Source organism: Hymenobacter ruber (assembly GCF_054783255.1).
Genome location: NZ_BAAGQX010000002.1, coordinates 1,404,460 through 1,431,359 on the forward strand (window position 1 = coordinate 1,404,460; position 26,900 = coordinate 1,431,359).

Below are 26,900 nucleotides of genomic sequence, written 5' to 3' on the forward strand. Positions count from 1 at the left end.
ATCCCCGGCGGCAACGCGACCTTTGCGCTATGTCATCTCCTCTGCGCATCTCGCTGGCCAAGGCCAATACCGCCACCGCCGCCCAACTCGCTGATTTGGGCCGCCAAACTTTTCAGGACACCTTCGCCGCCACCAATACCCCGGCGGATATGGCTACGTATCTGGCCGAAAACTTCGGCCCGGATATTCAGATGGCCGAATTGCAGGACCGCGAAAACACGTTTTTGCTGGCGCACATGCAGAACGAACTGGTGGGCTACGCCAAGCTACGCGATAACTCAGAGTTGGGCCTGCCCGAAGGCCAGGACGCTGCCGGCCGCCTCGAAATCGAGCGCCTGTACGTGCGCGACGACTGGCAGGGCACCGGTTTGGGCGCGGCCCTGATGCGCGGCATCCTGGCCCTGGCTGAGCAGCTGCACTGCTCGGCCGTGGTGCTGGGCGTGTGGGAGAAAAACGACAAAGCCCGGGCTTTCTACCAGCGGTTTGGCTTCCGCGAGATTGGCCAGCACGAGTTCCGGCTGGGGCAGGATGTGCAGACGGACCTGATTTTGCGCAAGGGCATGGCCGGCCGCTAAAGCGCCTATTTTTACCGAATGCCTATGCCAGCTCCTACGCACCCGCTTATCTCCTATTCTTTTCGCAGAAAGGGCATTTTGCTGGGCGCGTTTCTGAGCATATTACTGACGGCCTGCCAGCCCAAACACGAGCAAGCTGCCGAGGCCACTACCCCACCGGTGGGGCATTACGAAGGCAGCCTCAACGCCGCCGGGCAGCCCGAGGTGCGGGCCACGCTCGACATTCGCCACCCCAGCCCGGGCCACTACGAGGCCGAATTCACGGCCCCCGGCACGCTCAGCTTCGTGGCCGACACCATCGTTTTCAGCAACAACCAGCTGCGTCTGATGCGACCCGCCCGCCCCGGCCAGACCCTGGCCCTGACGCTGGACGGCGACTTCTGGCGCGGCACCCTCACCCTGGATTCCACCAAAGCCACCACCATTCTGGTGAAGCGCGGCGTGCCCACGCCCAGCACCTACCGCGCCGAGGAAGTGCCGCAGGCCACCGGCTCGGCCTGGCTGTTTACGCCCGCCGATACGGGCACGCCCGGCGCGGCCCTGGCCCTGCTCCCCGACGCCAAAACGGCACCCACAGCCGCCATTTGGGCCGATGCGCTGGCCCGCGAAGGCCTCATCGTGCTGCTGCTTCCGCCCACCGACTCGGCTACGGCCGCGGCCGAAACCCCGCGCCTTCAGGCCGCCGTGCGCCTGCTGCGCGGCACCGCCGGAGCCGACACGGCCAACGTGGGCGTATGGGCTACCGGGGCGCGGGCCTCGGCCGTGGCCCAGTTGCTGACCACCGCCGAGGCGCCGCGCGTGGCCTTTCTCATGGCCCACAACATGGCCGTAGGCCCGGCCAGCAATGCTGTGCTACGGGAGTTGCGCCGCCGCAAGCTGGCGGTACTGGGGCTGTACGGCGGCGCCACGGCCAGCCAGCGGGCTACCGCCCTGCGCAACGCCTTGGGCGGCCGGCGCGGCGGCACGGTACTGGCTTTCCGCACGGCCGGCCCCGATTTGCTGCGGCCGGACGGCGGCGCCTTTGGGCCGGGCCTGCCCGGTGCCGTGGTGGAGTGGCTTCAGGGAAAGTAGCGCCGGCCCTACTGCCTAAAAGGCCGTGTAGGTGATGTAAGCAGTGTATGCCGCGCCCGTTGCGGTAGTACCACTCGTGCCTAGCTGCAAAGTGGTTGCGTTCAATGAGTAAAGAATGCTCTTGGTTGACGCGGTGCCCGGCACGGTCAGGGTGATATTGCTTTGGTTGGCGTCGAAGGCCCAGGTACCGGCTACCGTTTGGGGGTCGGAGGCCGAACACTTGGTCGCGCCTTCGTCCTTGATATACTGGTTGGGAATGTTGAAACGGTAGAAGTTGTCGCGCTCGCAGGCGGGCATTTGCGCATAAACGTCCACTGCACCGTTGGCACCAGCCACGTCGAGCAGGTAACCGGTGATGCGCCATTTGGGCGTGCTGAGCTTATTGGCACGGGTGGCAACAGCCGTAGCCACAGGCAGCACCGTATTTTGCCCCGATACCACCGCCACGTTGGCCAGTTGGCTGGGCGGGTAGTAAGCCAGGAACTCAAACGTGGTGATGCCACCCAGGTACGTGGCGTTGAAATCCAGGTAATAGTTGCCGGGCGGGAGGCTGGGGAAAGAAAAAGCCCCGGTGCTTGTGACCGTGGCCGTGGCCGTGAAGTGGGTGGTGGCCTCGAATACGGTCACGAGTGTCGCGGCGTCGGCGGGCGTTATCGCGCCGCTCAGCGAGCCGCTGGTTTGCTGCACGGCCACGGCCGGCACCTGAGTGGTGGCCCCGGCGGCCACCACGGCCGTCACCGGAGCCGGGGCAATGTAGGTGGCCGCCGGCGCGAAGCTCAATACGTAGGAGCCCGCCGCCAGGCCCGTAAACTGATAGGTGCCGGTCGTGCTCACGGCAGCCGTGGCCATGGTACCGCCCGGGCCGGTAGCTGTGATAGTGGCAATAGCGGCAGCCGGCGTCACCGTGCCGCTGATGCCACCGGGGGCGGGCGCGGCGGGGTCTTCTTTTTTCGAGCAGGCGCTGAGCAGGAGCAGGCAGCCGGCCAGCAGCGTGCACAGGAAGCGTAAAGGATGCGTCATAGAAAGGAAAGCGAATAAAATTCAGAGGATTAAACCACCCGAAAGTTAATGCTTTACCGCAGATGTGGCCCGCCACTGGCCGCGCCCGGCGCTATAGCAGCAGCAGGCCCTTCTCGCGCAGCAAGGCCCAGGCCGGGCTTTGCAGGAAAGCTTCAAACGAGCCCTCCGATTTGGGAAAGCTGGCGGCGGCATCCTTCAGCAGCACTTTGGTATCGAAATCCTGGCTGAGCCGGGTGAGGAGCTGGTGCAGCCAACGGCCGGCGGCTTCGGTGGTTTTCACTTCGAAATCCTCGGCCTGCTCGTAGCAGGTGAGCACGGCACGGGGGGCTTTTTTGCCGGCTTCGAGGCGGATTTCGGGGGCGTTGCCGAGCCAGAACAGGCGCTGGTTCTGGCGGGCAAAATCGGGCTTATCGGGCGCCTGCAGGGCCTGCTGGATGAGGTGGCGCGGGGTGGTCGTCTTCGGAGTCTTGAAATCGAACCAGCGGGCCAGCGGCTCATCGAGGGCCACGCCGTGAAGGTAGTTATACAGCGACTTGGCCAGGCCGGGGCCAAAGGCTTCGTGGTCAGTGCCGAGCGGGTCGTCGTGCCAGAGGTCGTTCCAAGCGAAGCCGGCGGGCTCCGGGCCGATGGCGGCCACCTGGTATTTCGCTGGGTTCTTGCCCACGGGCGAGTGCGCCGTCATCGAAAAGCGGTGCCAGTAGCCGCTCTGTACCACGCCAGCCGCGAACAGCTGGCGCACCACTTCGAGGCTGTCCACGGTTTCCTGGGCGGTTTGGGTGGGGAAGCCGTACATCAGATAGGCGTGCACCATGATGCCAGCCTGGGTGAAGCCGTCCGTGACGCGGGCCACCTGCGCGATGGTCACGCCCTTTTCCATCAACGCCAACAGCCTATCCGAAGCCACTTCCAGGCCGCCCGAAATGGCGATGCAGCCCGAGGCGGCCAGCAGCCGGCAGAGGTCGGGCGAGAAGGTTTTTTCGAACCGGATATTGCCCCACCAGGTGATGGCCACGCGGCGCTTGAGCAGTTCGATGGCCAAGTCGCGCAGGGCCAGAGGCGGCGCGGCTTCGTCCACGAAATGAAAGCCGGTCTGGCCGGTTTGCTGGATGATTTGCTCAATTCTATCCACCAGCAGGGTGCTGGGGGCAGTTTCGTACCGACTGATGTAGTCCAGCGTCACGTCGCAGAACGAGCAGCGCTTCCAGTAGCAGCCGTGGGCCACGGTGAGTTTGTTCCAGCGGCCGTCGCTCCAGAGGCGGTGCATAGGGTTCAGCACCTCCAGCACCGAGAGGTACTCGGTGAGGGGCAAATCAGAGTAGTCGGGCGTGCCTACCTCGGCGTGCGGCACGTCGGGGTACGGGTGGTTGACGTATTCGATTTGCCCTTGCGCGTTGCGGAGAAAAGTTCGCTGAAGCATATTGCTGCTATCCGGAGCATAGAGCACGGGCTGTAGCTCACAATGCACATTATCAACAGCTTCGCTACCCGATACCAAGCTAGCCGGTGACGAGCTACGCTGGAATTGACCGACTGCCTGTTCTTTCAAGCCGCCCAGATATTCCAGCAGCCGCAGCCATGGCCCTTCGCCATCATCCAGCGTCAGGTAGTCGATGTAGTCGAAAAAGCGGGGCTCCTGGATGGTGCGCAGTTCGGTGTTGGGGTAGCCGCCGCCCATCACCGTCACGGTGGCGGGGCTGATTTCCTTGATGCGCTTCGCCAGCCGCAGCGCCCCGTAGAGGTTGCCGGGGAAGGGCACGGTGAAGCCCACCACCTCGGGCCGCACCCGGGCCAAAAGCGGCTCCAGCTCCTCCAACAGCATGCGGTCGAGCAGGTTGGGGGCAGCTTCGAGCTCCTGGTGCAGGGGCTCGAAGCTGGTGGCGGAGAGGGCCAGCTTTTCCGCATACCGGGAGAAGCCAAAGTGCGGCCCCACGGTTTCCTTGATGAGGTCGGCGAGGTCTTCGAGGTAGAGCGTGGCCAGGTGGCGGGCCTGGTCGGTGAGGCCCATGGTACCAAAAGCGGTTTCGAGGTCGGCCACGTTATCGAAGCGGCTGGCTTCGGGCAGGAAGCGGCCGTGGCAGATGCGCGGGGCCAGCGTGAGGTCCTTGTTCTGGAGGAAGCGGATGACCGGGCCGATGGTGGCCAAATAGCGGTTTTGGAGCCGCAGCATGCGCCGGGCGTTGTCGCTCAGCTCGAAATTTCCGACTTCAATTTCCTGAAAAACCCGCCGCAAGCCAGCCTCCGAAAACAGTCGCAGCACCAGCTGCAAGCCCATATCGGCCTGCGTCACGTCGTAGCCGCGCCCGCCCAGAAAGCCTTTTATGTAGGCCGTGGCCGGATACGGGGTGTTGAGCTGCGTGAGCGGCGGCGTCAGGAGCAGGATGCGGGGAGAATGGTTCGACACAATGGGGACTAACCCGGCGCGGCCGGCCGGGGTTCATTTCTGGCAAAGGTCGGGCCTGACGGCCGGTGGGCCGCGGGGCGCAAAACTTTCGGCTAAAATCCCTATTTTACTGCATGGAAACCTCCCCCTTACCCGCCGCCGCCGAGCGCCCCGCCGGCTGGCTCCGCGCAGCACTCATTACTGGTTTGCTGGCGGGCACGCTCGACATCACCGCAGCGTGCACCCAGTACGTGCTGATGACGCATAAGCCCGCGGTCAACGTGCTATACTTTGTGGCCAGCGGGCTGGTGGGGCAGGCAGCGTTTGGGGGCGGCCCGGGCATGGCCGCACTGGGCCTGGTGGCCCACTACTGCATTGCGGTGGCGTTTGCCGTGTTTTTGTATTGGCTGAGCCCGCGGCTGCCGGTGCTGCTGCGGCATCCGGTGCTGGCCGGCCTCAGCTACGGGCTGGTGGTGTGGCTGATAATGAACCTGGTGGTGCTGCCCAGCTCGCGGGTGGCGGTCCGGCCGCTCAAACCGGAGCCGGCGGCCATTGGGCTGGTCATTCTTATGCTGTGCATCGGGCTACCCATTGCCCTGCGCGCCGCCCGCTTCTACGGCGGCCGGCGGCCTGGGGCAAAACGCCGTTAGCGGCGGGCGCGCAGCACTTCCAGCGTTTCGCGGTGGCGCTTTTCGGCCAAATCCTGGCTGCGCGACGCCACGCCCCAGATAGCCGCCGGAATCCAGCCAATCAGCGTTATCTGAAGCACGAAGCAGAGAATACCTTTCAGCAAATGGCCGTTGACCATCATGGACAAGCCGGGCAGCAGAATAGCGAGCAACATGGGAAAAGCAGGAAGTGAGTGACGCGGCAAACCTAAATAAAAAAGGCGGCTCCCGATTAGGTAGCCGCCTTTTTTGGTGTCGAAACAAAGACTGGGGCCTTATGCCAGCGCGTCCAGCGACATGCGCTCGGGCAACATCAGGCGGCGAAACTCGCTCACGGAATAGCCCGTCACCTGGCGGAACTGGTTGCTCAGGTGCTGGCCCGAACTGTAGCGCATCTGGTCGGCTATCTGGTTCAGGGTCAGCTCGCCGTAGCTGAGCATTTCCTTCACGCGCTCGATTTTGAGGCGGATGAGGTACTTCTCGATGGTGAGGTGGGCGGTGCGCGAAAACACCTTGCTCAGGTGCGAGTAAGTGGCGGCAAACCGGTCCGTCAGGAAGGCCGAGGTGGTGAGCGGCGAGCGCGCCGTGCGCAGGTGCTCCAGGTACTCAGCCAGGGTGCCTTTGATTTGTTCGGTGAGTTGCTCGGCGCGGCCGCGCAGCAATTCGAAGCCGGCGGCGTGCAGCAGCGGGGCCAGGTCTTCGGGGTCGGCGGGGGTATTCTCGTCGAGCTCGGCCACGCCCAGCGTTACGGCTTTGGGACGGTAACCAGCGCGCTCCAACAGGTTGTGCACGGCTTCTACGCACCGGGGGCACACCATATTTTTGATGTGCAGTAGGTTAGTTTTCAATGGCTTTAACGTGTTTGGGGCCGCCGCGAGGCAGCCGGTGGAGAAATAGAACGCACTGCTGATGCGCCGGGGGATGCCCGACGGGAACGCGGAGCCGGCGTCGAGACTTCGGCCCACCCGCGCCCGAACCAATGCGCGGTGGCCCAGGTCACGAAGGGCACCACGGCGAGGAACGTAACGGCCAGCAGCCAGACCAATACGAGAAACGCAAAAAAAAGTCGACTAAAGAAATGGTCACTTACGCCGAACAAATATCCCACCAGCATTAGTGCCAGCACTAGGCTGACGCCGGCCAGCACGCCCACCCGCCGCCAGGGCCAGGCGGCAACGTGTTTCTGAAGGCGACGGTGCAACGGCAAGGGCATATAATTCGGAATTGGGAAGGTGAAAATAGGGGAAATTTTGATTCAACCCCAATCTTAGCTCACTAGCGCCAGCAGTTCGTGCTGCATGGACTGGCCATTATCGGCCTCGTACCACATATTCATGCCTTTTACTACCTGGTTGGTATGCAAAGATTTATCGCCGTGCAATTGCTGGCTCAGCCGTTGGGCCTCGGCCGGGCGCGGGCCCCAGGTGCCCAGCTCGGTGCCGGTGGCCGCGTCGTAGCGAATGAGCTTGGGGATGCTGTTTTTGCCGTCGGTCTGGTGGGTGGCCATGAGCTCGGGGTGCTCGGAGCGCAAGGCTACGTGCAGGGCGATAAGGCCCTGGCTTTCTTCGGCCAGGTGCGCCAGGATGGGCAGGGCGTGGGCGGTGTCGCCGCACCAGGTTTCGCCCAGCACCAGCCAGTGCTCGGGGCGGGGCAGGCGCCGGAGCTTTTCGACCAACGCGGGCAGCAAGGGCCGGGCGTAGACGGCATCGAGCGCCTGCTGGTTCTGGGCAGTGTAGCGGATGAGGCCCGGCAACTGCTCGGGGCCGGTGGTGCGGTGTTCGGCGGCCAGCGTGTCCATCAGCGCCCGGAACTCCGGATACGTGTAGGTGGGCCCAGGCGCGGGCAAGGAAACGGAAAGCGGATTGGACATCAGGCGGATAATGAAAAATGAGGCGGGAACACGCGGCCTGGGGCAACCTTGGGCCGGCCCGCGCCGGTACAACCGTACCCGCGCCCGGTGGTTCGGGTTGCGCGCGGGCGGGTTATTTTTCTACCTTGCGGCATCGCTTATTATTTACCCCTTCACCTTCGCTCTTTCATGTCTCTGAAAAACCTCCTCCGCCCGCTCGCCGTGGCCTGCGCCCTCACCGCCACGTTTAGCGCCTGCAGCTCGGGCACCAAAGACGGCGATACCAACGTAGAGCGCGGCTACACCAAAAAAGGCCCCGCCGCCGGCACCGACGGCGTAGCCAATGGCGACTCGGCCACCGCCGGCCTTTCCCGCGACACCACCCACCACGTTACCGGCAAAGACTTGTACAAGGCCGCTGGCGACGCCAAAGACCGCAACCACGACGGTATTGCCGACTAGTTTTACCGGCTCGGCCCCGCCGAAACCGACCCGCACAAAAAGGCCCGTACCAATGGTACGGGCCTTTTCCATTTTTGCAGAAAGAGGAAGAAAAGTCTAATGATGAGAGCTCAGGCTCCGGACCTTGCGAACGAGGAAACGCCGGACGTGGGAAAGGCTAGTTGAATACGAAGCCGTTGGGGTATTTCCCAACCTGGAAAGAGTCGATTTTGGTGCCGGTGGTGCTGTAGCGGGCCACGTAGCCGTTGGCAGCGCCCCGGGAAGAAGCTCCGTAGATAACATTGTCTTTATCGATGCCCAGGCCGTAGAAATTACGCTTGATGAGCGGCGCGGCCGGCAGAGCCGTAGCCGTGAGCGACAGCTGGTAAGTACCCGTGCCCAGCGACACGAATACGTTGTCGCCGGCCGGGTTCAGGCGCAGGTTACCATTTCGGTAGTCATTTGGAAAGGCAATATCGGTCTGAGTAGCCGGCGTGGCCGGATTGAAGCGGATAAGGTGGTCGGTGGTGGCGACATACGGGCTGCACAACACCCAGATGTTGCCGGTATTGTCCTGCACAATGCCTTTGGGGCCAGCGGGCGTGGCGATGGGGGCCTGCACCGCATCAGTAGCCGGGTTGATGACGGTGATGAAGTTGCTTTGGCTGTTGGCCACGTACACCAGACCGTTTTTGCCCAGCAGAATCTGCTCGGGCTGCACCCCCAGCCCGGTGCTGATGGTGCCCGTGATGCGATTGGTGGCCAGGTCCACAATGCTCACCGTGCCATTAGCCACGTAGCCGTTCCACTGCGTCACATAGGCCTTGGTGGCCGATACCGCTACCGAATAGCGCGGCTGCTTCAGGTGAATGCCCGCCGTGTGCCGAAAATCGGTGAGGTTAACGATATTCAGCGAGTCGCTGGCCGTCACGGTCAGGTAAGCCTTCGTGCCGATAATGGTCATCGACTGCGGGTTAGAGCCTAAGTCGCCCTGGTTGACACTTTTGTAGAGGCCGGCGCTGGTCACGGTCTTAGTAGTGGTGTTGAACAGGCTGATATCGCCATCGGGGCTGGGGAAGTTACCTTCGTTCACCACGTACACCCGCTCGCTGGGGCTGGGCAGTTCGACCTTGGGGTCATCCTTTTTGGGGTCGCAGGCGGTGAGCAGAAGGCTGCCAGACAAGGCCAGCAAGGATAGGTTCTTGAGAGAAAACATGAAGCTTATAAAAGGTGGTTTAATTGAAAATGACACGTTGAAATACCTGCCGGGCCTGGCCGCTTACCGCCAGGCTACGCGCAGGCTGAGCTGCCCGGCGCGGGGCGGCATGAGGCGGTAGGCATAGCTTTGGTAAGCCTGGTTGGTGAGGTTGGTACCCTGGAGCAGCACGGTGAAGGCCCACGCCGAAACGGGCCGAAACGTGTAGCCCAGGTTGGCATTGAGCAGCAGGTAAGACGGCAGAAACTCCTGGGCGTCGGCGGTGGTGTAGCGGTAGCCGGTGAGCTGCAATGCGGCTCCGCCCTGCCAGCCCCGCCAGGTATGGTCGCTGCTGAGGGTGGCGGCGTGCAGGGGCACATAAGGCAGCTGCACGCCCACGGGGTCGGGGTCCTGCGCGTAGCCTGCCAGCTTGCGGGCCTGGGTGAACGTGTAGGCCACCCGCACCCGCATGCCGTGGATGGGCCGCCGCCACCGGATTTCGGCGCTGGCTTCGAGACCCTGGGTGCGCACCTGGCGCAGGTTCTGGGGCGAGTAGCTGCCCGCGTATTCGGCGGCGGGCAGCCACTGGACCCAGTTTTTCACGGTTTGGCGGTAGGTCGTGACTTCGGCCTCCCACTGCACCGGCGCGGGCTGGGCAGGCTGGCCCTTGTAAGCCAGACCGGCCTCGTAGCCTTCGCCGGTTTCGGGCAGCAGGTTGGGGTTGCCGCCGGGGCTCCAGTAGCGCTCGTTGAGGGTGGGGACCCGGTAGCTGCGGGCCGCGCTGGCCTTGGCGGTGAGGTGATGGGCGGGGCGCTCCAGCAGCGCCCACTCGGCCCCCAGGGCGGGTAGTATGGGCGGTTTCTGTCCCGGCAGCAGGGCCTGGCGCAGCTGGGCGCTCAGGTGCAGGCGGGCAAAAGGGTCGTAGCGGGCCAGCAGGAAACCCGCGCTCCGGTACTCGCTCAGGTTGCGGCCGTAGTCAGAAATGCGGGCGTCGAACCGCTGGGTTTCCAGGCCCGCGTGCAGGCCGAGCTGACTGGTGAGCTGGGCCGTGTATTCGGCCTGTGCCTGGGTGGTGTACACCCGCGACGGGCTGCTGAGGTCATCGTCCCAATAATCGAGGCCGTCATCAAACCAAGCCCCGCGCACCGCCCAGCTTTGCCGGGCCGAGATGGTGTGCCGGTAGCCCAGCAGCACGCGGCGGTTGCGGTCGCGCTGCATGGCGTGGCGGTTGGCCGTGCCCAAGCTGGGCTGGATTTCCCGCTCAGTATCGGTCAGCCAGACCGAGGCCAGTACTTCGCCCGCCGTGCCCACCCGCCAGCCCAGGTCCTCGGCCACGCTCCACTGGTGGCGCAGGGCGGCATTTACCAGCCGCCGGGTGCGGCCGGTGCCGGGCTCCGCGTAGGCAAAATCGTTTTGCGCGGTGCGGGCCGAGGCCGTTACCTGCGCGGCCACCCGCTCGTTGCTGAAACCGGCTTCCACATTGCCGCCCCACAGGCCGAAGCTGCCCGCATCGGTCTGGGCGCTGGCCCAGCCCTGGCGGCCCCAGCGCAGGGGCGACGACAGCAGCACGGCTCCGCCCACCGCGCCGCTGCCAAAGGCCGCGCCGCCCGGCCCCAACTGCACCTCCACTCGGCTGCTGGCACTGGCGGGCAGGGTAGCAAAGTCGGATTCGCCCAGGGAGGGGGTGCTGATATTGAACCCGTTCCAGAGGACGGCCGTGTGGCGCGACGCCGTGCCCCGGATGGTGATGGTGGTGAGCTGGCCCGGCCCGTAAGTCTTGAAATAGATGGGGTTGCGGGCGGCCAGTACGTCGGCCAGCGTGCCGCCGCGCTGCTGGCTGAGCGTGGTGGAATCGACCAGAAGCCGGCGGCTGCCGACGCCAAACCGGGCGGGGCGACTGGCGCGCACCTGCACGTCGGACAGCGGATGCACGACGTCCGTCAGGCTGGTCCCGGCTGGCGGCGGCGCTACCTGCGCTCCCGCCAACTGGCTCAGCAGCAGCAAGCCCGGCACCAGGCAAACACGCCTGAACAATAAAAAAAACTGCATCCGAATCAAATTTTCCAGGAGAAAATTCGATTCAAAATCTACCGTCAGTCGCCTTCAAGCTGAAGAAAACCAGCGCCAGACCGAGGCCGAAAAACAGTTGTAAAACGGGCCTGCCGAAACCGGCCCCTGTTCTCTTTCTCCATTCGTCCTCCGCGAATGCTGAACCTGTGAATGTCCGGGCAGGTCTCCTGGCTTGCTCCGCCGAACGGGCCGCCTTCCCATTCAGTCAGTTGAAAATCAACCGGTAAACAGTGGCATTCGTGGCCCGCTCCGATGTGAAGCGTACAGTTGCGGGGACAGCTCCGGCATTGAACCGGATTCCCTTTTCAGCCGCGCCCCGCGCTTGGGGTCTGGCACCTTGACGGCGCAAAGGTACGGCCGACGCGCTAATCAGCGACGCAGCGTGAAACCAACGAAGTATTGGTGGTCGCTCAGGTTGTTCAGGGCGAGGTGCGTACCGAAATCGAGTTGGAGGTTATCGGTGACTTTAATAATGGGGGCAATGTTGGTAGAGGCCTGCCAGCGGCGCTGCTCGGTGTTCCACTGGGTCACCCCTTCGATGACGACGCCCAGCTTTTTGGCGAAGTCCCATTCTATGGCCGCCGAAGGCATAAGGCCGAGGTAGCGGCGGTCCTGCTCGCGGTCGTAGTTGAGGTCGGTTTCGAGTTGGGCTTCGAGGTTGATTTCGTCGCTCAGCTCCACATCGATGGGGAGCACGACGCCGTATTCGGTGCCGCCGTCGCCCACGGGGCCGCCAGTGGGCAGGCGCACGTAGCCGATGACGGACATGGCCAGCCTACCGTCCTGGTCGTCGCCGAGGAAGTTGTGCTTCACGCGCACCGTCACGTCGCCGAAGCCGGCGTGGCGCTCCTGCCAGTCATCGGTGCCGGTGGGGCGCTGCTTGGCAATGCTGTAGATGGGCACTTCAAGTTGCACGTCGGTGCGGCGGCTCAGGCCCAGCTTGAGCATGGTATAGGCCGCGTGCAGCTCGCGGGTTTGGTCGTCGTTGCCGGTGCCGCCGTTCAGCAGGCGCAGGCCATCCACTTCCAGTTGGGCGTGGCCGGCATCCACGGTGAACGGGCTTTCGGTGATGCCGGGGCGGTCGGGCTGGAGCTCGCGCAGGCGGTTGCGCGGCACCGGCTTGCGCCAGCTGAAATGAGCCGAGTCGTAAGGAGAAGTTTTGGCCGGAGCTTGGGCGTAGCCAAGTACGGGAAACAGGTAAGCAAGCCAGAAAAGGTGTTTCATGAGCGCCTGTACGGGCCGGCGGGCGCAACGACTAAAATGGCAACACCACTTTCACGCCCACGTTGCGGCCGGGGTTGTAGATGCCCGAGCGGCCGTTGGGCGCGGTGGCGTAGTATTCGAAGTATTTCAACCGGTTGAGGTGGGCCTGGTAGGCGGTGTCGAACACGTTATCAACCTGCACGATGAGCTGCACCACCGGCCGGCCGCCGGGAGTGGCCAGGGTGGTGCCCGCGCCCAGGCCCAGCAGGGCGTAGCCGGTGGTGGCAGTTTCGGTGTTGTCGAGGGCGTAGAAATGATTCTGACTGGCGCTGCCGTCCACCGTGGCCCGGAAATAGGTGCCCGTGAGGCGGCCTTTGCCAGTAGGCAAGGTGGCGCGCACTTCGGAGCGGGCCCGCAGTGGCGGGATGAGTGGGAGGTAGCGGGCGGCTTCGCCCTGGCGTTCGAGCAGGCTGGCGTCGGCGTTCTGGCCGTTCACGAATGCCACGCTATTGTTGAGCGCCAGCCAGGGCAGGGCGGCGGGCCGCCAGTTCAGGCTGGCTTCCAAGCCGAAGAGCCGGGCGGCGGATTGCTGGAACTGGTAGGTGGTATTGCCGGGCACGATGACGACCGGCTGACCGGCCTCGTTCAGCAAACGGCCCTGGTAAATGAAGTTCTGGACGTAGTTGTGGAATACCTCTACCGAGGCATCGAGCGTGGTTTGGTGCCAGAGCACACCCACGTCCTGTTGCCAGCTGAACTCGGGCCGGAAGCTGCGGTTGCCGAGGTACACGATGTGGGCGCCGGGGTCGAGGCCGTTGGAACCGATTTCGGGGATGTTGGGGGCGCGGTAGCCCCGGGCCAGGTTGGCGCGGAGCGTGAGTTGTTCAGTAGCCACAAAGCTCACTCCTGCACTGGCCGACACGCCCTGGTAACGCTGCCGAAACGCCGGAAACGGCAGCTCCGCTCCCACCGCGCCGGGGCCGGCCGTACCCGCAAAACCCGTGGCCGGGTTGGGCGCCAGGTAGAAGTCGTTCCAGGTTACGAGGCGGGTATCGTAGCGCAGGCCGCCGCTTAGCTCCAGCTTGCCCAGGGGCTTTTTCAGGAGCAGGAAGCCACCCGCATCCAGCAGGTTGTAGTCGGGAATGGGGAAATCGGTGGCGTTCTGGTGGCGGTTGAGCTGGCCCATGCCGTTGCTGCCGAGGCTGATTTGCAGGCCCTGCCAGTCGGGCAGGTGGTAGCGCACATCGTAGGTATAGGTGGTGAGGCGCAGGGCCAGGCCGGGCTGGGCGGGCGCGGTGGGGTGGTTGAATTCTTCCCGCGTGTTCTGCTGCGCCCCCAGCAGCAGGTGCAGCTCGCCGCCGCCAATGTGGAATTGAGTTTTGGTGAATACCCGGTAGTGCCGAATGCGCTGGTGTAACGGGCTAATGGAGTAGGAACCCAGCTCATCTTCGCTCACCAGCGGCCGGCTTTTGATGTCATCCAACCCACTCTCGGCCACTTGGCGGGTGAAGCAGCGGCTGAGCGAGTCGCGGCTGCCATCCGGGATTTCCTGCTGGTTGTCATACAGCGTGAGGTACCAGTGCGAGCTGCCCCAGGTCTTGCTCACGCCGGCCATCCCGGTTAGCGTGAGCTCCCGAAAGCCAGTGTTGTACACCCGGCCATCCACGCGGTTGCGGTAGTCACGTGCCAAGCGGTGGCTGGCCCGGAAGCTGGTTTGGAAACCGTTTTTCTGGTAGTTCAGTCCCAGCGAATTCCCCAGCAAGCCGTTGTTAGATTGGTACTCATTGAGGACTTCGCCCCGCAGCCGGCCCTCGGGGCCGCTGGGCAGGGCAGGCAGCAGGTTCACCACGCCGGCCACGGCATCGGAGCCGTAGAGCAGGCTGGCGGGGCCTTTCACCACTTCCACGCGCTCGATGTCGTAGCCGTCTACTTCCACGCCGTGCTCGTCGCCCCACTGCTGGCCTTCCTGGCGCAGGCCGTTGTAAAGGGTCAGCACGCGGTTGTAGCCTAGCCCCCGGATGAACGGCTTAGAAACGTTGGGGCCGGTGGTCACCGCGCTCAGCCCCGGAATGCCGCGCACGGCCGCGTCGATGACGTTGGTGTTGGCATTGAGGTTGATTTCGCGGCGGCTGAGCGTGGCAATGGGCACGGGGCTGCGCCGGATTTCGGTGGCACGGCTCACGCCTGTCACCACCACTTCTCCGAGGTCGGCAGCGGCAGCTTGTAGCAGGAAATCAACCGTCTGGGGCGGGCCGGCAGTTACCTCGGCGCGCTGCTCTATTGGCGCGAAGCCTACGGCGCTGGCCCGCAGGCGCACCGCCCCGGCCGGCACGCCGGTTAGCTCGTAATGGCCCGCCGCGTCGGCTACGGCCCCCAGCGTGGTGCCCACCACGGCCACGCTGGCAAATGGCACCGGCTGGCGAGTGGCACCACGCACTACACCATCAATGCTAGACACTTGAGCAAAAGCCAATTGCGGCAATAAAAAAATCAGTGTCAATAGTATTTTCATAGATATTTTATTCGATATAAATGGGCACAAGAATTCTGCGCCGCAAAATGTGCGGATGCTAACGGTGAAGCCCAATGCTGACTGGAATGGGAGATGGACTACAACGGCGAGTTATTCACCCGCCTCACCCACTGGCTCGCCACTCACGCGTTCATGTGCAAGCTGCGGCCAGCGGGACCAGCAGAAATTATCAGGCAAAGAAGGTTTGCCAGAGCAAAAACACGTTGAGAATGATGATGATACCCGACACTACCCAAGCCACGATTTTCACCCACGGCCGATTCACAAATACGCCCATCTTGGCCTTGCTACTGGTGAACAGCACCAGCGGCACCACCGCAAAGCTTAGCTGAAACGACAGAATTACCTGGCTGAGCACCAGCAGCTGCCCTGTTCCCTTCTCGCCGTAGAGCAGGGCCACTATCAGGGCAGGTATCACGGCAATAAGCCGTGTAATGAGCCGCCGCACCCAGGGCTTCAGCTTCAAATCGAGGAAGCCTTCCATCACAATCTGGCCGGCCAGCGTGCCGGTCAGCGTCGAGTTCTGGCCCGACGCGAGCAGGGCAATGGCAAACAGGGCGCTGGCCGCGCCCGCGCCCAGCACCGGCGTGAGCAGCTTGTGAGCATCGGCAATGTCGGCCACGTCCTCATGCCCCTTGCCGTGGAAAGCCGCCGCTGCCGTCACCAAGATGGCCGCGTTCACAAAAAACGCCAGAAACAGCGCCAGCGTCGAGTCGATGGTGGCGAACTTGATGGCCGAGCGTTTGCCCGGCTCATCTTGCGGGAAAGCCCGCGTTTGCACGATGCTGGAGTGCAGGTACAGGTTGTGCGGCATCACTGTAGCGCCCAGAATACCGATGGCCACGTACAGCATTTGCGGATTGGTCACCACTTCGAGGCGCGGGACCAGGCCTTTGCCCAGCGCCAGCCAATCAGGGTGCGAGGCAATGATTTCGTAAAGAAAACACCCGAAAATCAGCGCGATAAGCCCGGCCACGATGCTTTCGATGATGCGAAAGCCCTTGTTCTGAAAGTACAGCACCACCAACACATCCAGCGTGGTGAAGACCACGCCCCAGGCCAGTGGCAGGCCAAACAGCAGCTTCAGCGCGATGGCCGAGCCGATAACTTCGGCCAAGTCGCAGGCCGCGATGGCGATTTCACAAAACACCCACAGCATCAGGCTGATGGGGCGCGAGTAGTGGTCGCGGCAGGCTTGGGCCAGGTCGCGCCCGGTCACGATGCCCAGCTTGGCCGCCAGGTGCTGAAGCAGCATGGCAAACAGGTTGGAAATCAGCACTACCGACAGCAGCGTATAGCCGTAGCGGGCCCCGCCGGCCAGGTCGGTGGCCCAGTTGCCGGGGTCCATGTAGCCCACGGCCACCAGCAGGCCCGGCCCCCAGAAGGCCATCAGCTTGCGCCAGAACGAGGCATCGGCTGGCGGCACTTTAATGCTGGCGAAAACCTCGCTCAACGAATTGCCCCGGCGGGCATGACGCCAGCCGGTCTCAGTGGCCGGTTGCTTGGGCTCGGTAATGATGGAAGGAGGCACGTTGGATAATTGATTCAATTCAAATTTACACATTTTTAGGTTAACCTAAAAATAATTTTCGGCCACCTTAAATACAGGAATAAGCGAAAAAAGTTGCGCCCGCCCGGCAATTATTCGTCGCCCCAAAAAGCTCGGTACCGGCACAGGCATCGGTTACCGAACCATTTAGGTTTAATCGGGCATTGGCAACGATGGTAGCAGCGCAGGCCCGCTCGGAATCCGTTGGCCCGCTTGCAGCCGGTGCCCGACCTTTGCGCCGAAAATCCCGTTGCATGACGCCCTCCCAAACCAAGTACCGCCTCGGCCTGCTGTCCCTCGTGGTCAGCATCGGGCTCGTGGGCATCAAGTTCTACGCTTACCACCTCACCCGTTCGCAAGCGGTGCTCACTGATGCCTTGGAAAGCATCATCAACGTGGCGACAAGTGGCTTTGCCCTCTATAGCCTTTACTTGTCCAGCCTACCCAAGGATGAAAACCATCCCTACGGCCATGGCAAAGTAGAGAACCTGTCGCTCGGGTTTGAGGGGGGACTGATTTTCATGGCTGGCGCGTTCATTCTCTACAGCGCCGGCCTGAGCCTGCTTCACCCCCACCCCGTGGCCCGGCCCGACTGGGGTGTGCTGCTGCTGGCCAGCACCGCCGTGGTCAACCTAGCCGTGGGCCTGCTGCTGGTGCGCAACGGCAAGCGCCTGAAGTCGGTGGCGCTGGTGGGCGACGGGCAGCACCTGTACATCGATGCGCTCACGTCCATTGTGTCGTCGGGGGCGCTAGTGCTGGTGGCGGCCACGGGCATCGTGCGGTTCGACTCGGGTGCGGCGCTGTTGCTGGGCGGCTTCATTCTGGTGAACGGCGGACGAATGATGCGCCGCGCCGTATCGGGCCTGATGGACGAAACCGATACCGCCGTGGTAGCCGAGGTGATTGCCGAACTCCAGGCCCAGCGCCGCGCGCCCTGGATTGACGTGCACAACCTGCGCGTGCAGCGCTACGGGTCCAACCTGCACATCGACTGCCACATGCAGATGCCTTACTACTTCACCCTGGACCAGGTGCACACCGAGCTGCACGATATTGAAGAGCTCATCCGGGCGCGCTTTGCCGTGGAAGTTGAAATGTTTGTGCACGCCGACCCCTGCACCTTTGCGGCCTGCTCCCTGTGCCTGATGCCTGCCTGCCCGGTGCGCCAGTTCGCCTTCCGGCACGAAGTGACCTGGACCGTGCAGAATGCCGTGAAGAACGAGCGGCACCACCTCGGGCAGCCCGCCTAAATCAACCGCTGAGCAGGAATCGACCACAACAAAAAAGGGTGCCGCGATAATCGCGGCACCCTTTTTCGATGCGTCTGGTGAGAAGCGAGTGCTTAGCGCACTACCTCAATCCAGCCTTTGGTCTGCGCACCGTTGGACGAGGTGAGCAGGTAGTAGTACACACCAGCAGGCTGGTTATCGCCACCCCAGTTGTTGGCGTAGTTGGCCTGCTCGTACACTTTGCGGCCCCAGCGGTTGAAAATCTCAATCTTGCTGGTGGTCGTGCTCACAGTCGATACCTTGAATACGTCGTTCTGGCCATCGCCATTGGGCGTAATCACGTTCGGCACCTGCAGGTCTGGCACCAGCACAATGCGCTCTGCTACCGAAGGTGCGCAAGTCGTGGTCACACCGCCGTTAACGATGGACACAAACGTGGTGAGACGGATGCGGTAGTAGCCGGCAATGGCTAGCTGCAAGGGACCCGGCGTTGCCGTAGTCGTACCGAAAGTGGTTTCAGTACCCGACACCCGGTTGTTGGCAATGTCTTTAATGCGCTCGTAAGTCCACTTATAGGTAGTGGTCGCGCCCTGTGGCAGGCCAGTGTAGGTCGTGGCATCCTTGAAGGTGAAAATTACCGGCGGGCGGTTGGTGTGCTGGCCGTTGAGGCCCACCGAGTCGGCAGTCGTAAAGCTGGCTTTCACGCCGGGCAGTACCCGCACCAGTACCGAAGTCGTATCCGTGCAGCTCGTGGGGGCGCTGCCCGAAGCGGTTACGTAATAGCGGGTGGTCACCGTGGGGGTTACCGTGGGGTTAGCCTTCGTCTGGTCGGCAGCGGCCAGGCCGTTGGCAGGACGGAAGCTGTAGGTGTAGGTGCCGGGAGTACCGCCGCCGGAAGGAGTGGCCGAAGCTTGCAGCGTAGCCGTTCCGCCGGGGCAGATGTAAGCATTGTTGGTAACCAGGCGGGCTACCGGCGGAGCTACCACACGCACCAGAATGGAAGTGGTATCGCCGCAAGCACCCTGTGCAAAACCCAGGGTAGGCGCAATGCGCAGGAAATAGCGCGTGGTGGTGGTGGGGTTCACCGAAATGTTCTGCACGTTGGTTACCGCTGGCAAGCCAGTGCCACCGGCCGAAGCCGTCCACTGGAAGGTGTACACCTGCGGCTGGGTAGTGTTGGTAGCCAGCCGGCGCACCGAGTCAGGTCGGATTACCCGGCCTTGCAGCGAAAGCGAGCTGCCGCGGCAGATTGCCGCCGCGCCCTGTACCGTGGAGCCGCCTACTGCTGCTACGGCCGAGGCGAAGTTGCCGCGGAGGATTTTGATTACAATTACCCGGTTCTGCAGGCCCTTCACCGGGCAAGCATTGTCTTCAACCCGCACGTTGATGCGGATGGTGCGGCCCACCTGCGAAGGCGAGGGCTGGAAGAAGAACACACCGCGGGGGTTCTCGGTACCGTTGCCGGTCAGGGTAAACGTTCCTACGTCGCCCGAAGCCAGGAAACTGGGGTCGGTGTTGATGTTCGAAGGCAGCGTTACCGTCAGTTGCTGGTGGGCGCTGGGGGTGCGCAGGTTGTCGGGGTCGGTGAAGTTCACCAGCACGCGCGAGTAGTTGCACGAGTACACGCTGATTTGGGTAGTATCAGCCGTGTTGATGGTGCCGGTGTTGGAGTTAGGCGTCTGGTTGGTAGCCTGCACAGGGTTGGGGGTCGTGTTGGCACCGCAGTTAATTACGATGAGCACGGCCTCGCGGCGTACGCGGCCCACAATGCGGCGCGCGCCGTTGATGCGGCGATACTCGGTTACTTCTACTACTACCTGATACTTGTTGCGGCCATCGGCGGCCGACGTAGCCGGGCTATACACGTTCGGGGTGAACGTAACCGTGCGGGCCGTCTGGTTGAGGCCGAAATACGGCACGCCCTGCTTGATGGGGCAGGTGCCCGTAGTATCAGTAGCTACCGGGATGGGCAGGCGGGGCGTAAACAATGTGCCGCCCGTGAGGCCGGGAATTTCCAGGATGCAAAGCGGGCTACGGGTGATGATGAACACGCCACCAGCGTTGGCGCCGGGGTAAGCGGTGTAGGTAACGGGCGTGCCGCAGGCACCCAGGGGGGCAGCCAGGGCGTACACCAGCGAGTCGCCATCGGGCTCAATGGCCGAGAAGCCGAACGTGGTGCGCTGGTTCACGCACACATACTGAATCGGAATATCCTGCGGGTCGAACTGGGGCGAAGTGTTGGCTACCGTGGTAGTGCCGCTGTTGCGGTTGTCGAGGTAGGCTTCGGCGTAGAGGTCGGGCGAGCCAACGATGTTGGCGATGGTGGGGCGCGAGCCTTGGCTCGTGCTCATCGTCCACTGGCCGGGGGGCAGCGTAACGGTGGCTTCGTAGTTGGTGAAGTCGTAGAGCGGGTAGAGCGACGACGGGCTGGCGCAGGAACCGGGCGTGCTGGGGCACAGCGGCGTTGCAGCCAGCGTGTTGCCTTGCTGCACGAGCGGGGCCGTAACGGTTGCGCTGGCGTTGCAGCCGCCGTTGCGGCACTCCAGCACAAAGGGCGAAGCCTGGATGCCGGAGCAGTCGCGGTAGAGACGGAATTTCACCCGGTACTGGTTATTACCCAGCGAGGTGTAAGTCATGTCGCAACCCAGCAAGTGGGAGGCCCGCGCCGACGGCAGTCCGCCCAGCAGACCACACGCAAAGAGCAGGATGATGAATGAATGTAAGATTTTTCTCATGGGTGAAAAAAAGAGGGGTGTGAGGGTGTGAAAAAACACAAATCGGGTGGTTACCGACGAATCGGCGAACCAAGATACAGGTAGAAAGAACGAGTTCAAAAAAAGGCGTGAAACTATTGACGCATACAGCAAATTAAGGGCCAGAAATGATAATTTTCTTCCTAAAAGGAACTTATTTTCAATTCTATATCCCAGCTTCTTAACTCAAGTAAGCTTAACACTTATAAAAGTGGTGTAAAGCGGCACTGCAACAACCACAAATAACTGTTTATAAGACCTATAAAACAATTGTTTGCATCGTATCGCAAAGCAAGGCTACCTGACTATAACTGGATGTACCGGGCCAATGCGCCAACGCCGGATACTGAAGTAAATGGGCAACTATTTCGGGAGCGTAGCAGGCCGAGGTTCACTCGCGCAGGAATTGAATCCTGAACGTACAACGGCTCATCTTCAACCTGAATAATATTGGCTGACATTCAATAATATATATCGCTTAACCACAGCGCATGAAAAGGTATTTTTCCGAGCGGTCGGTTTGGGGAATTTACAAAAACTGCTGGACGCGACTTCTTACTTTATTTGTAAGTAAATGTGGGAAAGCACGAAAGGCAGCAAAACATTCGAGCTTTGTCTCTACATTACGACACCAAACCAGTAGGAACGGCTATTGGCCGTTGTTCTATTTCTCCACCTTTTCCCCATTTTCCCCATTCACCCTATTCACCTTTATGACAACACTCCTACGTTCCTTCACGAGGCGGCACTGGCCTCAAGCGGGAGCTATGCTGCTTACAGCACTGCTCTTTGGTAGCGGGCCAGCCCAGGCCCAGACTACTGCCTATTGCGCCACGGGCCTGGGTGGCGTTTGCGGCGGCAACGACATCACCGATGTGGGCTTGTCGGGCACTACGCTCAACGCCACGGGCCTTACCTGCGCTGCTACCGGTGGACAGTCGTACACCAGCTACCCCGCTACCGGCACCAACACGGGTACAATTTCGGGCGGGGTGCCCTACACGCTGAGCGTGACCCTGACCGGCAGCAGCATTGTATCGGTGTGGGTGGATTACAACCACAATTTCGTGTACGAGGCCAGCGAGTGGACGCAGATAGCCACGGCTTCGCCCACGGGCACACCGGTTAGCGCGACGCTGCTGGTGCCCTCCAACGCAGTGCAAGGCCAGACGGGTATGCGTATTCGCAGCCGCGGGGCCACCAACGCCAATGGCGCGACCGATGCCTGCACAAACTTTGGCAGCGGTGAAACCAAGGACTTTACGCTCACGATTGGCGCGCCAGCGGCTTGTCCTAGCGTAAGCGGCCTGGCAGTTTCCGGCATCACGGCATCGGGAGCTTCGGTAGCTTTCACGCCCTCCTCGTCGGCGACTACTTATACGGTAACGGTGACGCCGGCTGGTGGCACAGCGACGACCCAGACGGCCACCACCTCGCCGGTGACGCTGACGGGCCTGACGGCCAGCACGAGCTACACCGTGAGCATCGTGGGCAACTGCGGCGCCGGTCAGACTTCGGCCCCGAATACCATTACCTTCACCACGGGGTGCGCCACGGCGCCTTACGCCACGGTGAACAACACCACGGCCTACACGCAGGACTTCGAAGCCACCTGGCTGAATGTGTGCGCCACCCGCGATGCACCGGATGCTAACTGGCGCACCCTGCCCCTGACGGGCAACAACGCGTGGCGACGCGAAGACGACGGCGCCAGCGCTGCTTGGGTAGGCGTTACCTCGGGTGCGTACACGCCCACGGGCAGCCCCCTCAACGGCGGCACCAGCGCGCACTCGGCCCGCTTCCACTCTTATAATGCTACCAGCGGCACCCGCGGCACGCTGGACCTGTCGGTGAACATGGCCGGCACGGCGGGTACGCCCACGTTGCAATTCGACTACATCAACACCTCGGGCTCGGACTCGCTGAAGGTGTTTGTGAGCACCAACGGCGGCACCTCGTTCAGCGCCTCGCTGCTGAGCCTGACCACGGCCAGCACCTGGACCCGCCAGACGGTGAACCTGCCCGCTACCGGCCTGACGGCCACCACCATCATCCGCCTGCGCGCCACCAGCGACTTCGGCGTGACGGACATCGGCGTGGACAACGTGCGCGTGAGCTACATCACCTGCCCCGCTGTGACGGCCGCTACGGCTACTGGCATCACGGCCACGGGCGCAACGGTGAGCTTCACGCCTGCCTCGGCGGCGTCGAACTATACGGTAACGATAACCCCAACCGGCGGCACGGCCACGACCCAGACCATCACGGCTTCGCCCCTGACGCTGACCGGCCTGACGCCCAGCACAGGCTACACGGTGAGCATTGTGGGCAACTGCGGCGCGGGTTCGACTTCGCAACCGACGGTTGTGACCTTCACCACCGGCTGCCTGGCCGCACCATATGTTACGGTAAACAACACCACGCCTTACACCCAGGATTTTGAAGCCACCTGGCTGAGCCAGTGCGGCACGCGCGAGGTGCCCGGCGTGAACTGGCGCACGACGCCTCTCACCGGCAACACCTCGTGGCGCCGCGAAGACGACGGCACCAGCGCCGCCTGGAGCAGCACCTCGGGCGCTTACTCGCCGGCCGGCAGCCCGCTGGGCGGCGGCACCAGCGCGCATTCAGCCCGCTTCCACTCCTATGATGCTACCAGCGGCACCCGCGGCACCATGGACCTGTACGTGAACATGGCCGGCACGGTAGGTACGCCCTCGCTGGAGTTTGACTACATCAACACCTCGGGCTCGGACTCGCTGAAGGTGTTTGTGAGCACCGACGGCGGCACCACGTTCGGCCCCGCCCTGCTGGGCCTGAACCTGGCCAGCACCTGGACGCACCAACTGGTGAGCCTGCCCACTACCGGCCTGACGGCCACCACCGTTATCCGCCTGCGCGGCCGGGGTGATTTTGGTGTGACGGACATCGGCGTAGACAACGTGCGCGTGAGCTACATCGCCTGCGCGGCCATCACCGGCCTTACTTCTTCGGGTGTGACGGCCACCGGCGCGGTTCTGACCTTCACCCCGCCCGCCGGCCCCACTACTTATACCGTAACGGTGACCCCGGCCGGTGGTACGGCTACCACGGTTACGCCCGCTCCTTCGGCCTCGCCCATCACGCTGACGGGCCTCACGCCTAACACGGTTTACACCGTGAGCATTGTGAGCAACTGCAGCGGTGGCACCACGTCGACGGCGACCATCACGACCTTCACCACGAGCTGCGCGGCCGCGCCGTATGTGCTCATCAACAACACGACGCCCTACAACCAGGACTTCGAGGCAGCCTGGACCAGCCAGTGCGGCACCAACGAAATTCCGGCCGTGAACTGGCGCAACACGCCGCTGACGGGCAACAACTCGTGGCGCCGCGACGACGACGGTGCCAGCGCCGCTTGGACGTCCCCGGCTTCGGGCGCTTACGCGCCTCTCGGCAGCCCACTGGGCACGGGCACCAGCCTGCACTCGGCCCGCTTCCACTCCTACAATGTATCGGGCCGCGCCCGGGGCAGCCTGGACCTGTTCGCTAACATGGCCGGCACGTCGGGCACGCCCGTGCTCACCTTCGATTACATCAACACGTCGGGTACGGACTCGCTAAACGTGTTTGTGAGCACCAACGGCGGCACCACGTTTGGTGCGGCACTCATCCGCCTCGGCCAGTCTGCCACCTGGACTCGCCAGACACTCAACCTGCCCATCACCGGCCTCACGGCCACGACCATCATCCGCTTGCGCGCGGTGGGCGACCTCGGCACCACCGACATTGGCTTGGATAACGTGAACGTTACGTACGTGGCCTGCGCCGCCGTGACGGGGGTTACGGCAACCGGCGTAACTGCCTCCACTGCCACCATCAACTTTAACCCCACTTCGGGCCCGACCAACTACACGGTGACGGTAACGCCGGCCAGCGGCACGCCCACGACCCAGACCGTTACCACGTCGCCCGTTTCCCTGACGGGCCTGACGGCCAGCACGAGCTACACGGTGAGCATCGTGGGCAACTGCGGCGCCGGCCAGACCTCGCAGGCTGTTACGGTGACCTTCACCACCGGCTGCCTGGCTGCTCCCTATGCTACGGTGAACAACACGACGGCTTACACCCAGGATTTTGAAACTACCTGGCTGAGCCTGTGCGGTACCAACGATGCTCCGGCCGTGAACTGGCGCAACACGCCGCTGACGGGCAACAACTCGTGGCGTCGTGAAGATGACGGCGCCAGCGCCGCCTGGACCGGCCCGGCTTCGGGTGCCTACACGCCCACCGGCAGCCCGCTGGGCACGGGCACCAGCGCGCACTCGGCCCGCTTCCACTCCTACAATGCCAGCAGCGGCACCCGCGGCACGCTGGACCTGTCGGTGAACATGGCCGGCACGGCAGGTACGCCCACATTGGAGTTTGACTACATCAACACCTCGGGCTCGGACTCGCTGAAGGTGTTTGTGAGCACTAACGGCGGCACCTCGTTCAGCGCCTCGCTGCTGAGCCTGACCACGGCCAGCACCTGGACGCACCAGACGGTGAACCTACCGGCCACCGGCCTGACGGCCACCACCATCATCCGCCTGCGCGCCACCAGCGACTTCGGCGTGACGGACATTGGCGTGGACAACGTGCGCGTGAGCTACGTGTCTTGCCCCGCCGTGACGGCAGTGACGGCTACCGGCCTTACCACGACCGGAGCTACGGTGAGCTTCACGCCCGCCTCGGCGTCGACGAACTATACGGTAACGGTGACGCCAGCCGGCGGCACGGCCACGACCCAGACCATCACGGCTTCGCCCCTGACGCTGACCGGCCTGACGCCCGGCACAAGCTACACGGTGAGCATCGTGAGCAACTGCGGTGGCGGCCTGACCTCGCAACCCGCTACGATTACCTTCAACACGCTGGCCGTAGCGCCGGTGAATGATGACTGCGCCGGTGCTATCAACGTGCCCATTCAGTTTGGCACCTGCATCACGCAGACGACTTCCGATAACACCGCCGCCACGACCTCGGCGGGTGCCCCCACTCCGAGCTGCAGCACGACCCTGAACCGGGACGTGTGGTTTAAAGTGACGGTGCCCGTGAGCGGGTCGGTAACGGTGAAAACCGTGGCCCCCACCGCTGGCAGCAACATCACGGATACGGTTATAAGCCTGTACTCCGGCACCTGCGGCAACCTGACGGAGATTGGCTGCAACGACGACACCAACGGCCTGTACTCGCAGGTGGCCCTGACGGGCCGCACGCCGGGCGAGGTGCTTTACATCCGTGCCTGGTCGTACAGCACTACCAACGCCGGCCTCATCGCCGTGTGCGTAACGGCTCCGTCGAACTGCGCGGCCCCCAGCGGCCCCACCGTTACCGGCCTGACCAACACCACGGCTACCCTGAACTGGCTGGCCCCCACGGGCGGCCTGCCCGCCGGCAATACCTACGAGCTGGAATACGGCCCGCAGGGCTTCACGCAGGGCACCGGCACGAGCGTAACCGGCCTCACGGCCGCTACCTACGCGCTGACCAACCTGCAGGCGGCTACCGACTATTGCTTCTACGTCCGTCAGAACTGCGGCACGGTGAATGGCAGCAGCACCTTCGTGGGCCCGACGTGCTTCACCACGCCGCTCACCGCTCCGGCCAACGATGAGCCTTGCGGCGCGGTTGCCCTGGGCACCACCACCGTTACCGGCTCGAACGTGGGCTCGACCACCAGCGTACAGAACGGCATCAACACGCCCGCCTGTTCGCCGGCAGCCCTGCCCAAGGACGTGTGGTTCAGCTTCACGGCTACTACTACCAGCCGCACCCTGACCATCACGGGCACGGCAGCTGGCATGGTGCGCGTATTCACCACCCCCAGCTGCTCGGCCGGACCTTTCAACCAGGTATTCTGCCAGGCTGCTACGGGTAGCAACCTGAACGTGGGCCCCGTGCACCTCACGGGCCTCACCGTGGGCACTACGTACTACGTGGCCGTGAGCGGCTACGGCAGCTCCGACACCACGGGTTCGTTCACCATCCTGAGCACCGCCACCGCCACCAGCGCCCAGGCCAACACCGATGCGCTGCTGGTGTACCCCAACCCCAGCAACACCGGCCAGCTCACGCTGCGCCTGAGTGGCTTGAACGCAGCCGGCCAGGCCACGCTGTTGAACACGCTGGGCCAGGTAGTGGCTACCAAAACTCTGAGCGGTACTGCCGAGCAGACCATGAGCACCCGCGGCCTGGCCACGGGCCTCTACACGCTCCGCGTGACGGTAGCTGGCCAGATACTGACCCGCAAAGTGGTGCTGGAATAACCCTCCGCACTACCCCGCAACGAAAAGGGCCGGCAATTTGCCGGCCCTTTTTTGTTGTCAAATCCTGAGCAGCC

General features: G+C 63.2%; 18 protein-coding genes and 1 riboswitch. Of the genes, 6 read left to right on the top strand and 12 right to left on the bottom strand.

The genetic code is table 11. The annotated features are described in order from the left end of the window. Positions 1–29 precede the first annotated feature (29 nt). Positions 30–575: a GNAT family N-acetyltransferase gene (locus tag ACYVM5_RS06595; protein WP_460617326.1), complete on the top strand. Its 546-nt coding sequence runs from the start codon at positions 30–32 to the stop codon at positions 573–575. Between the two features lie 24 nt (positions 576–599). Then, positions 600–1,646, top strand: a complete 1,047-nt coding sequence (locus ACYVM5_RS06600; protein ID WP_460617327.1) for a dienelactone hydrolase family protein — start codon at positions 600–602, stop codon at positions 1,644–1,646. A gap of 15 nt (positions 1,647–1,661) precedes the next feature. Here the strand turns inward: ACYVM5_RS06600 and ACYVM5_RS06605 are convergent, their stop codons facing one another. Both ACYVM5_RS06605 and ACYVM5_RS06610 read right to left on the bottom strand, forming a co-directional pair. Further along, on the bottom strand, positions 1,662–2,666 hold the full coding sequence (locus ACYVM5_RS06605; protein ID WP_460617328.1) for a lipocalin-like domain-containing protein: 1,005 nt from the start codon (positions 2,664–2,666) through the stop codon (positions 1,662–1,664). Positions 2,667–2,757: 91 nt separating this feature from the next. Beyond that, the gene (locus ACYVM5_RS06610) at positions 2,758–5,067 is read right to left on the bottom strand and encodes a B12-binding domain-containing radical SAM protein (RefSeq protein ID WP_460617329.1); all 2,310 of its coding nucleotides are present in this window, start codon (positions 5,065–5,067) and stop codon (positions 2,758–2,760) included. 113 nt (positions 5,068–5,180) lie between these two features. On the opposite strand from ACYVM5_RS06610, the gene ACYVM5_RS06615 reads away from it, so the two are divergent. Further along, a complete protein-coding gene (locus tag ACYVM5_RS06615; RefSeq protein WP_460617330.1) occupies positions 5,181–5,696 on the top strand; it encodes a hypothetical protein in 516 nt (171 codons plus the stop codon). On the opposite strand, the gene ACYVM5_RS06620 is transcribed toward ACYVM5_RS06615, so the two are convergent. The 4 genes from ACYVM5_RS06620 to ACYVM5_RS06635 form a co-directional block, all read right to left on the bottom strand. After that, positions 5,693–5,890 (bottom strand): hypothetical protein, encoded by a 198-nt coding sequence (locus ACYVM5_RS06620; RefSeq protein WP_460617331.1) that lies wholly within the window; start codon positions 5,888–5,890, stop codon positions 5,693–5,695. The genes ACYVM5_RS06615 and ACYVM5_RS06620 overlap by 4 nt on opposite strands. 99 nt (positions 5,891–5,989) lie before the next feature. After that, a complete protein-coding gene (locus ACYVM5_RS06625) occupies positions 5,990–6,562 on the bottom strand; it encodes a helix-turn-helix domain-containing protein (protein ID WP_460617332.1) in 573 nt (190 codons plus the stop codon). Positions 6,563–6,567: 5 nt separating this feature from the next. Next, entirely contained in the window at positions 6,568–6,927 is a 360-nt protein-coding gene (locus ACYVM5_RS06630) for a hypothetical protein (RefSeq protein ID WP_460617333.1), read from the bottom strand. 54 nt (positions 6,928–6,981) lie between these two features. Then, positions 6,982–7,584, bottom strand: a complete 603-nt coding sequence (locus ACYVM5_RS06635; RefSeq protein ID WP_460617334.1) for a thioredoxin family protein — start codon at positions 7,582–7,584, stop codon at positions 6,982–6,984. Positions 7,585–7,752: 168 nt separating this feature from the next. Here ACYVM5_RS06635 and ACYVM5_RS06640 point away from each other — a divergent pair, with 168 nt between their 5' ends. After that, positions 7,753–8,025 carry a hypothetical protein gene (locus ACYVM5_RS06640; protein WP_460617335.1) on the top strand — a complete coding sequence of 91 codons (273 nt, stop codon included), beginning with the start codon at positions 7,753–7,755 and terminating at the stop codon, positions 8,023–8,025. Between the two features lie 157 nt (positions 8,026–8,182). On the opposite strand, the gene ACYVM5_RS06645 is transcribed toward ACYVM5_RS06640, so the two are convergent. The 5 genes from ACYVM5_RS06645 to ACYVM5_RS06665 form a co-directional block, all read right to left on the bottom strand. Next, complete coding sequence (locus ACYVM5_RS06645; RefSeq protein WP_460617336.1) at positions 8,183–9,187, bottom strand: DUF5074 domain-containing protein; 1,005 nt, start codon at positions 9,185–9,187, stop codon at positions 8,183–8,185. A gap of 96 nt (positions 9,188–9,283) precedes the next feature. After that, the gene (locus tag ACYVM5_RS06650; RefSeq protein ID WP_460617337.1) at positions 9,284–11,233 is read right to left on the bottom strand and encodes a TonB-dependent receptor; all 1,950 of its coding nucleotides are present in this window, start codon (positions 11,231–11,233) and stop codon (positions 9,284–9,286) included. Positions 11,234–11,409: 176 nt separating this feature from the next. Beyond that, positions 11,410–11,624: riboswitch (cobalamin riboswitch) on the bottom strand. Positions 11,625–11,638: 14 nt separating this feature from the next. Continuing rightward, complete coding sequence (locus ACYVM5_RS06655; RefSeq protein WP_460617338.1) at positions 11,639–12,493, bottom strand: transporter; 855 nt, start codon at positions 12,491–12,493, stop codon at positions 11,639–11,641. A gap of 31 nt (positions 12,494–12,524) precedes the next feature. Beyond that, positions 12,525–14,930, bottom strand: a complete 2,406-nt coding sequence (locus tag ACYVM5_RS06660) for a TonB-dependent receptor (RefSeq protein WP_460617339.1) — start codon at positions 14,928–14,930, stop codon at positions 12,525–12,527. A gap of 244 nt (positions 14,931–15,174) precedes the next feature. Beyond that, complete coding sequence (locus tag ACYVM5_RS06665; RefSeq protein WP_460617340.1) at positions 15,175–16,536, bottom strand: Nramp family divalent metal transporter; 1,362 nt, start codon at positions 16,534–16,536, stop codon at positions 15,175–15,177. Between the two features lie 272 nt (positions 16,537–16,808). On the opposite strand from ACYVM5_RS06665, the gene ACYVM5_RS06670 reads away from it, so the two are divergent. Continuing rightward, positions 16,809–17,804, top strand: a complete 996-nt coding sequence (locus ACYVM5_RS06670) for a cation diffusion facilitator family transporter (RefSeq protein ID WP_460617341.1) — start codon at positions 16,809–16,811, stop codon at positions 17,802–17,804. A gap of 92 nt (positions 17,805–17,896) precedes the next feature. Here the strand turns inward: ACYVM5_RS06670 and ACYVM5_RS06675 are convergent, their stop codons facing one another. Then, a complete protein-coding gene (locus ACYVM5_RS06675) occupies positions 17,897–20,518 on the bottom strand; it encodes a gliding motility-associated C-terminal domain-containing protein (RefSeq protein ID WP_460617342.1) in 2,622 nt (873 codons plus the stop codon). A gap of 785 nt (positions 20,519–21,303) precedes the next feature. On the opposite strand from ACYVM5_RS06675, the gene ACYVM5_RS06680 reads away from it, so the two are divergent. Beyond that, a complete protein-coding gene (locus ACYVM5_RS06680; RefSeq protein ID WP_460617343.1) occupies positions 21,304–26,826 on the top strand; it encodes a beta strand repeat-containing protein in 5,523 nt (1,840 codons plus the stop codon). Positions 26,827–26,900 lie beyond the last annotated feature (74 nt).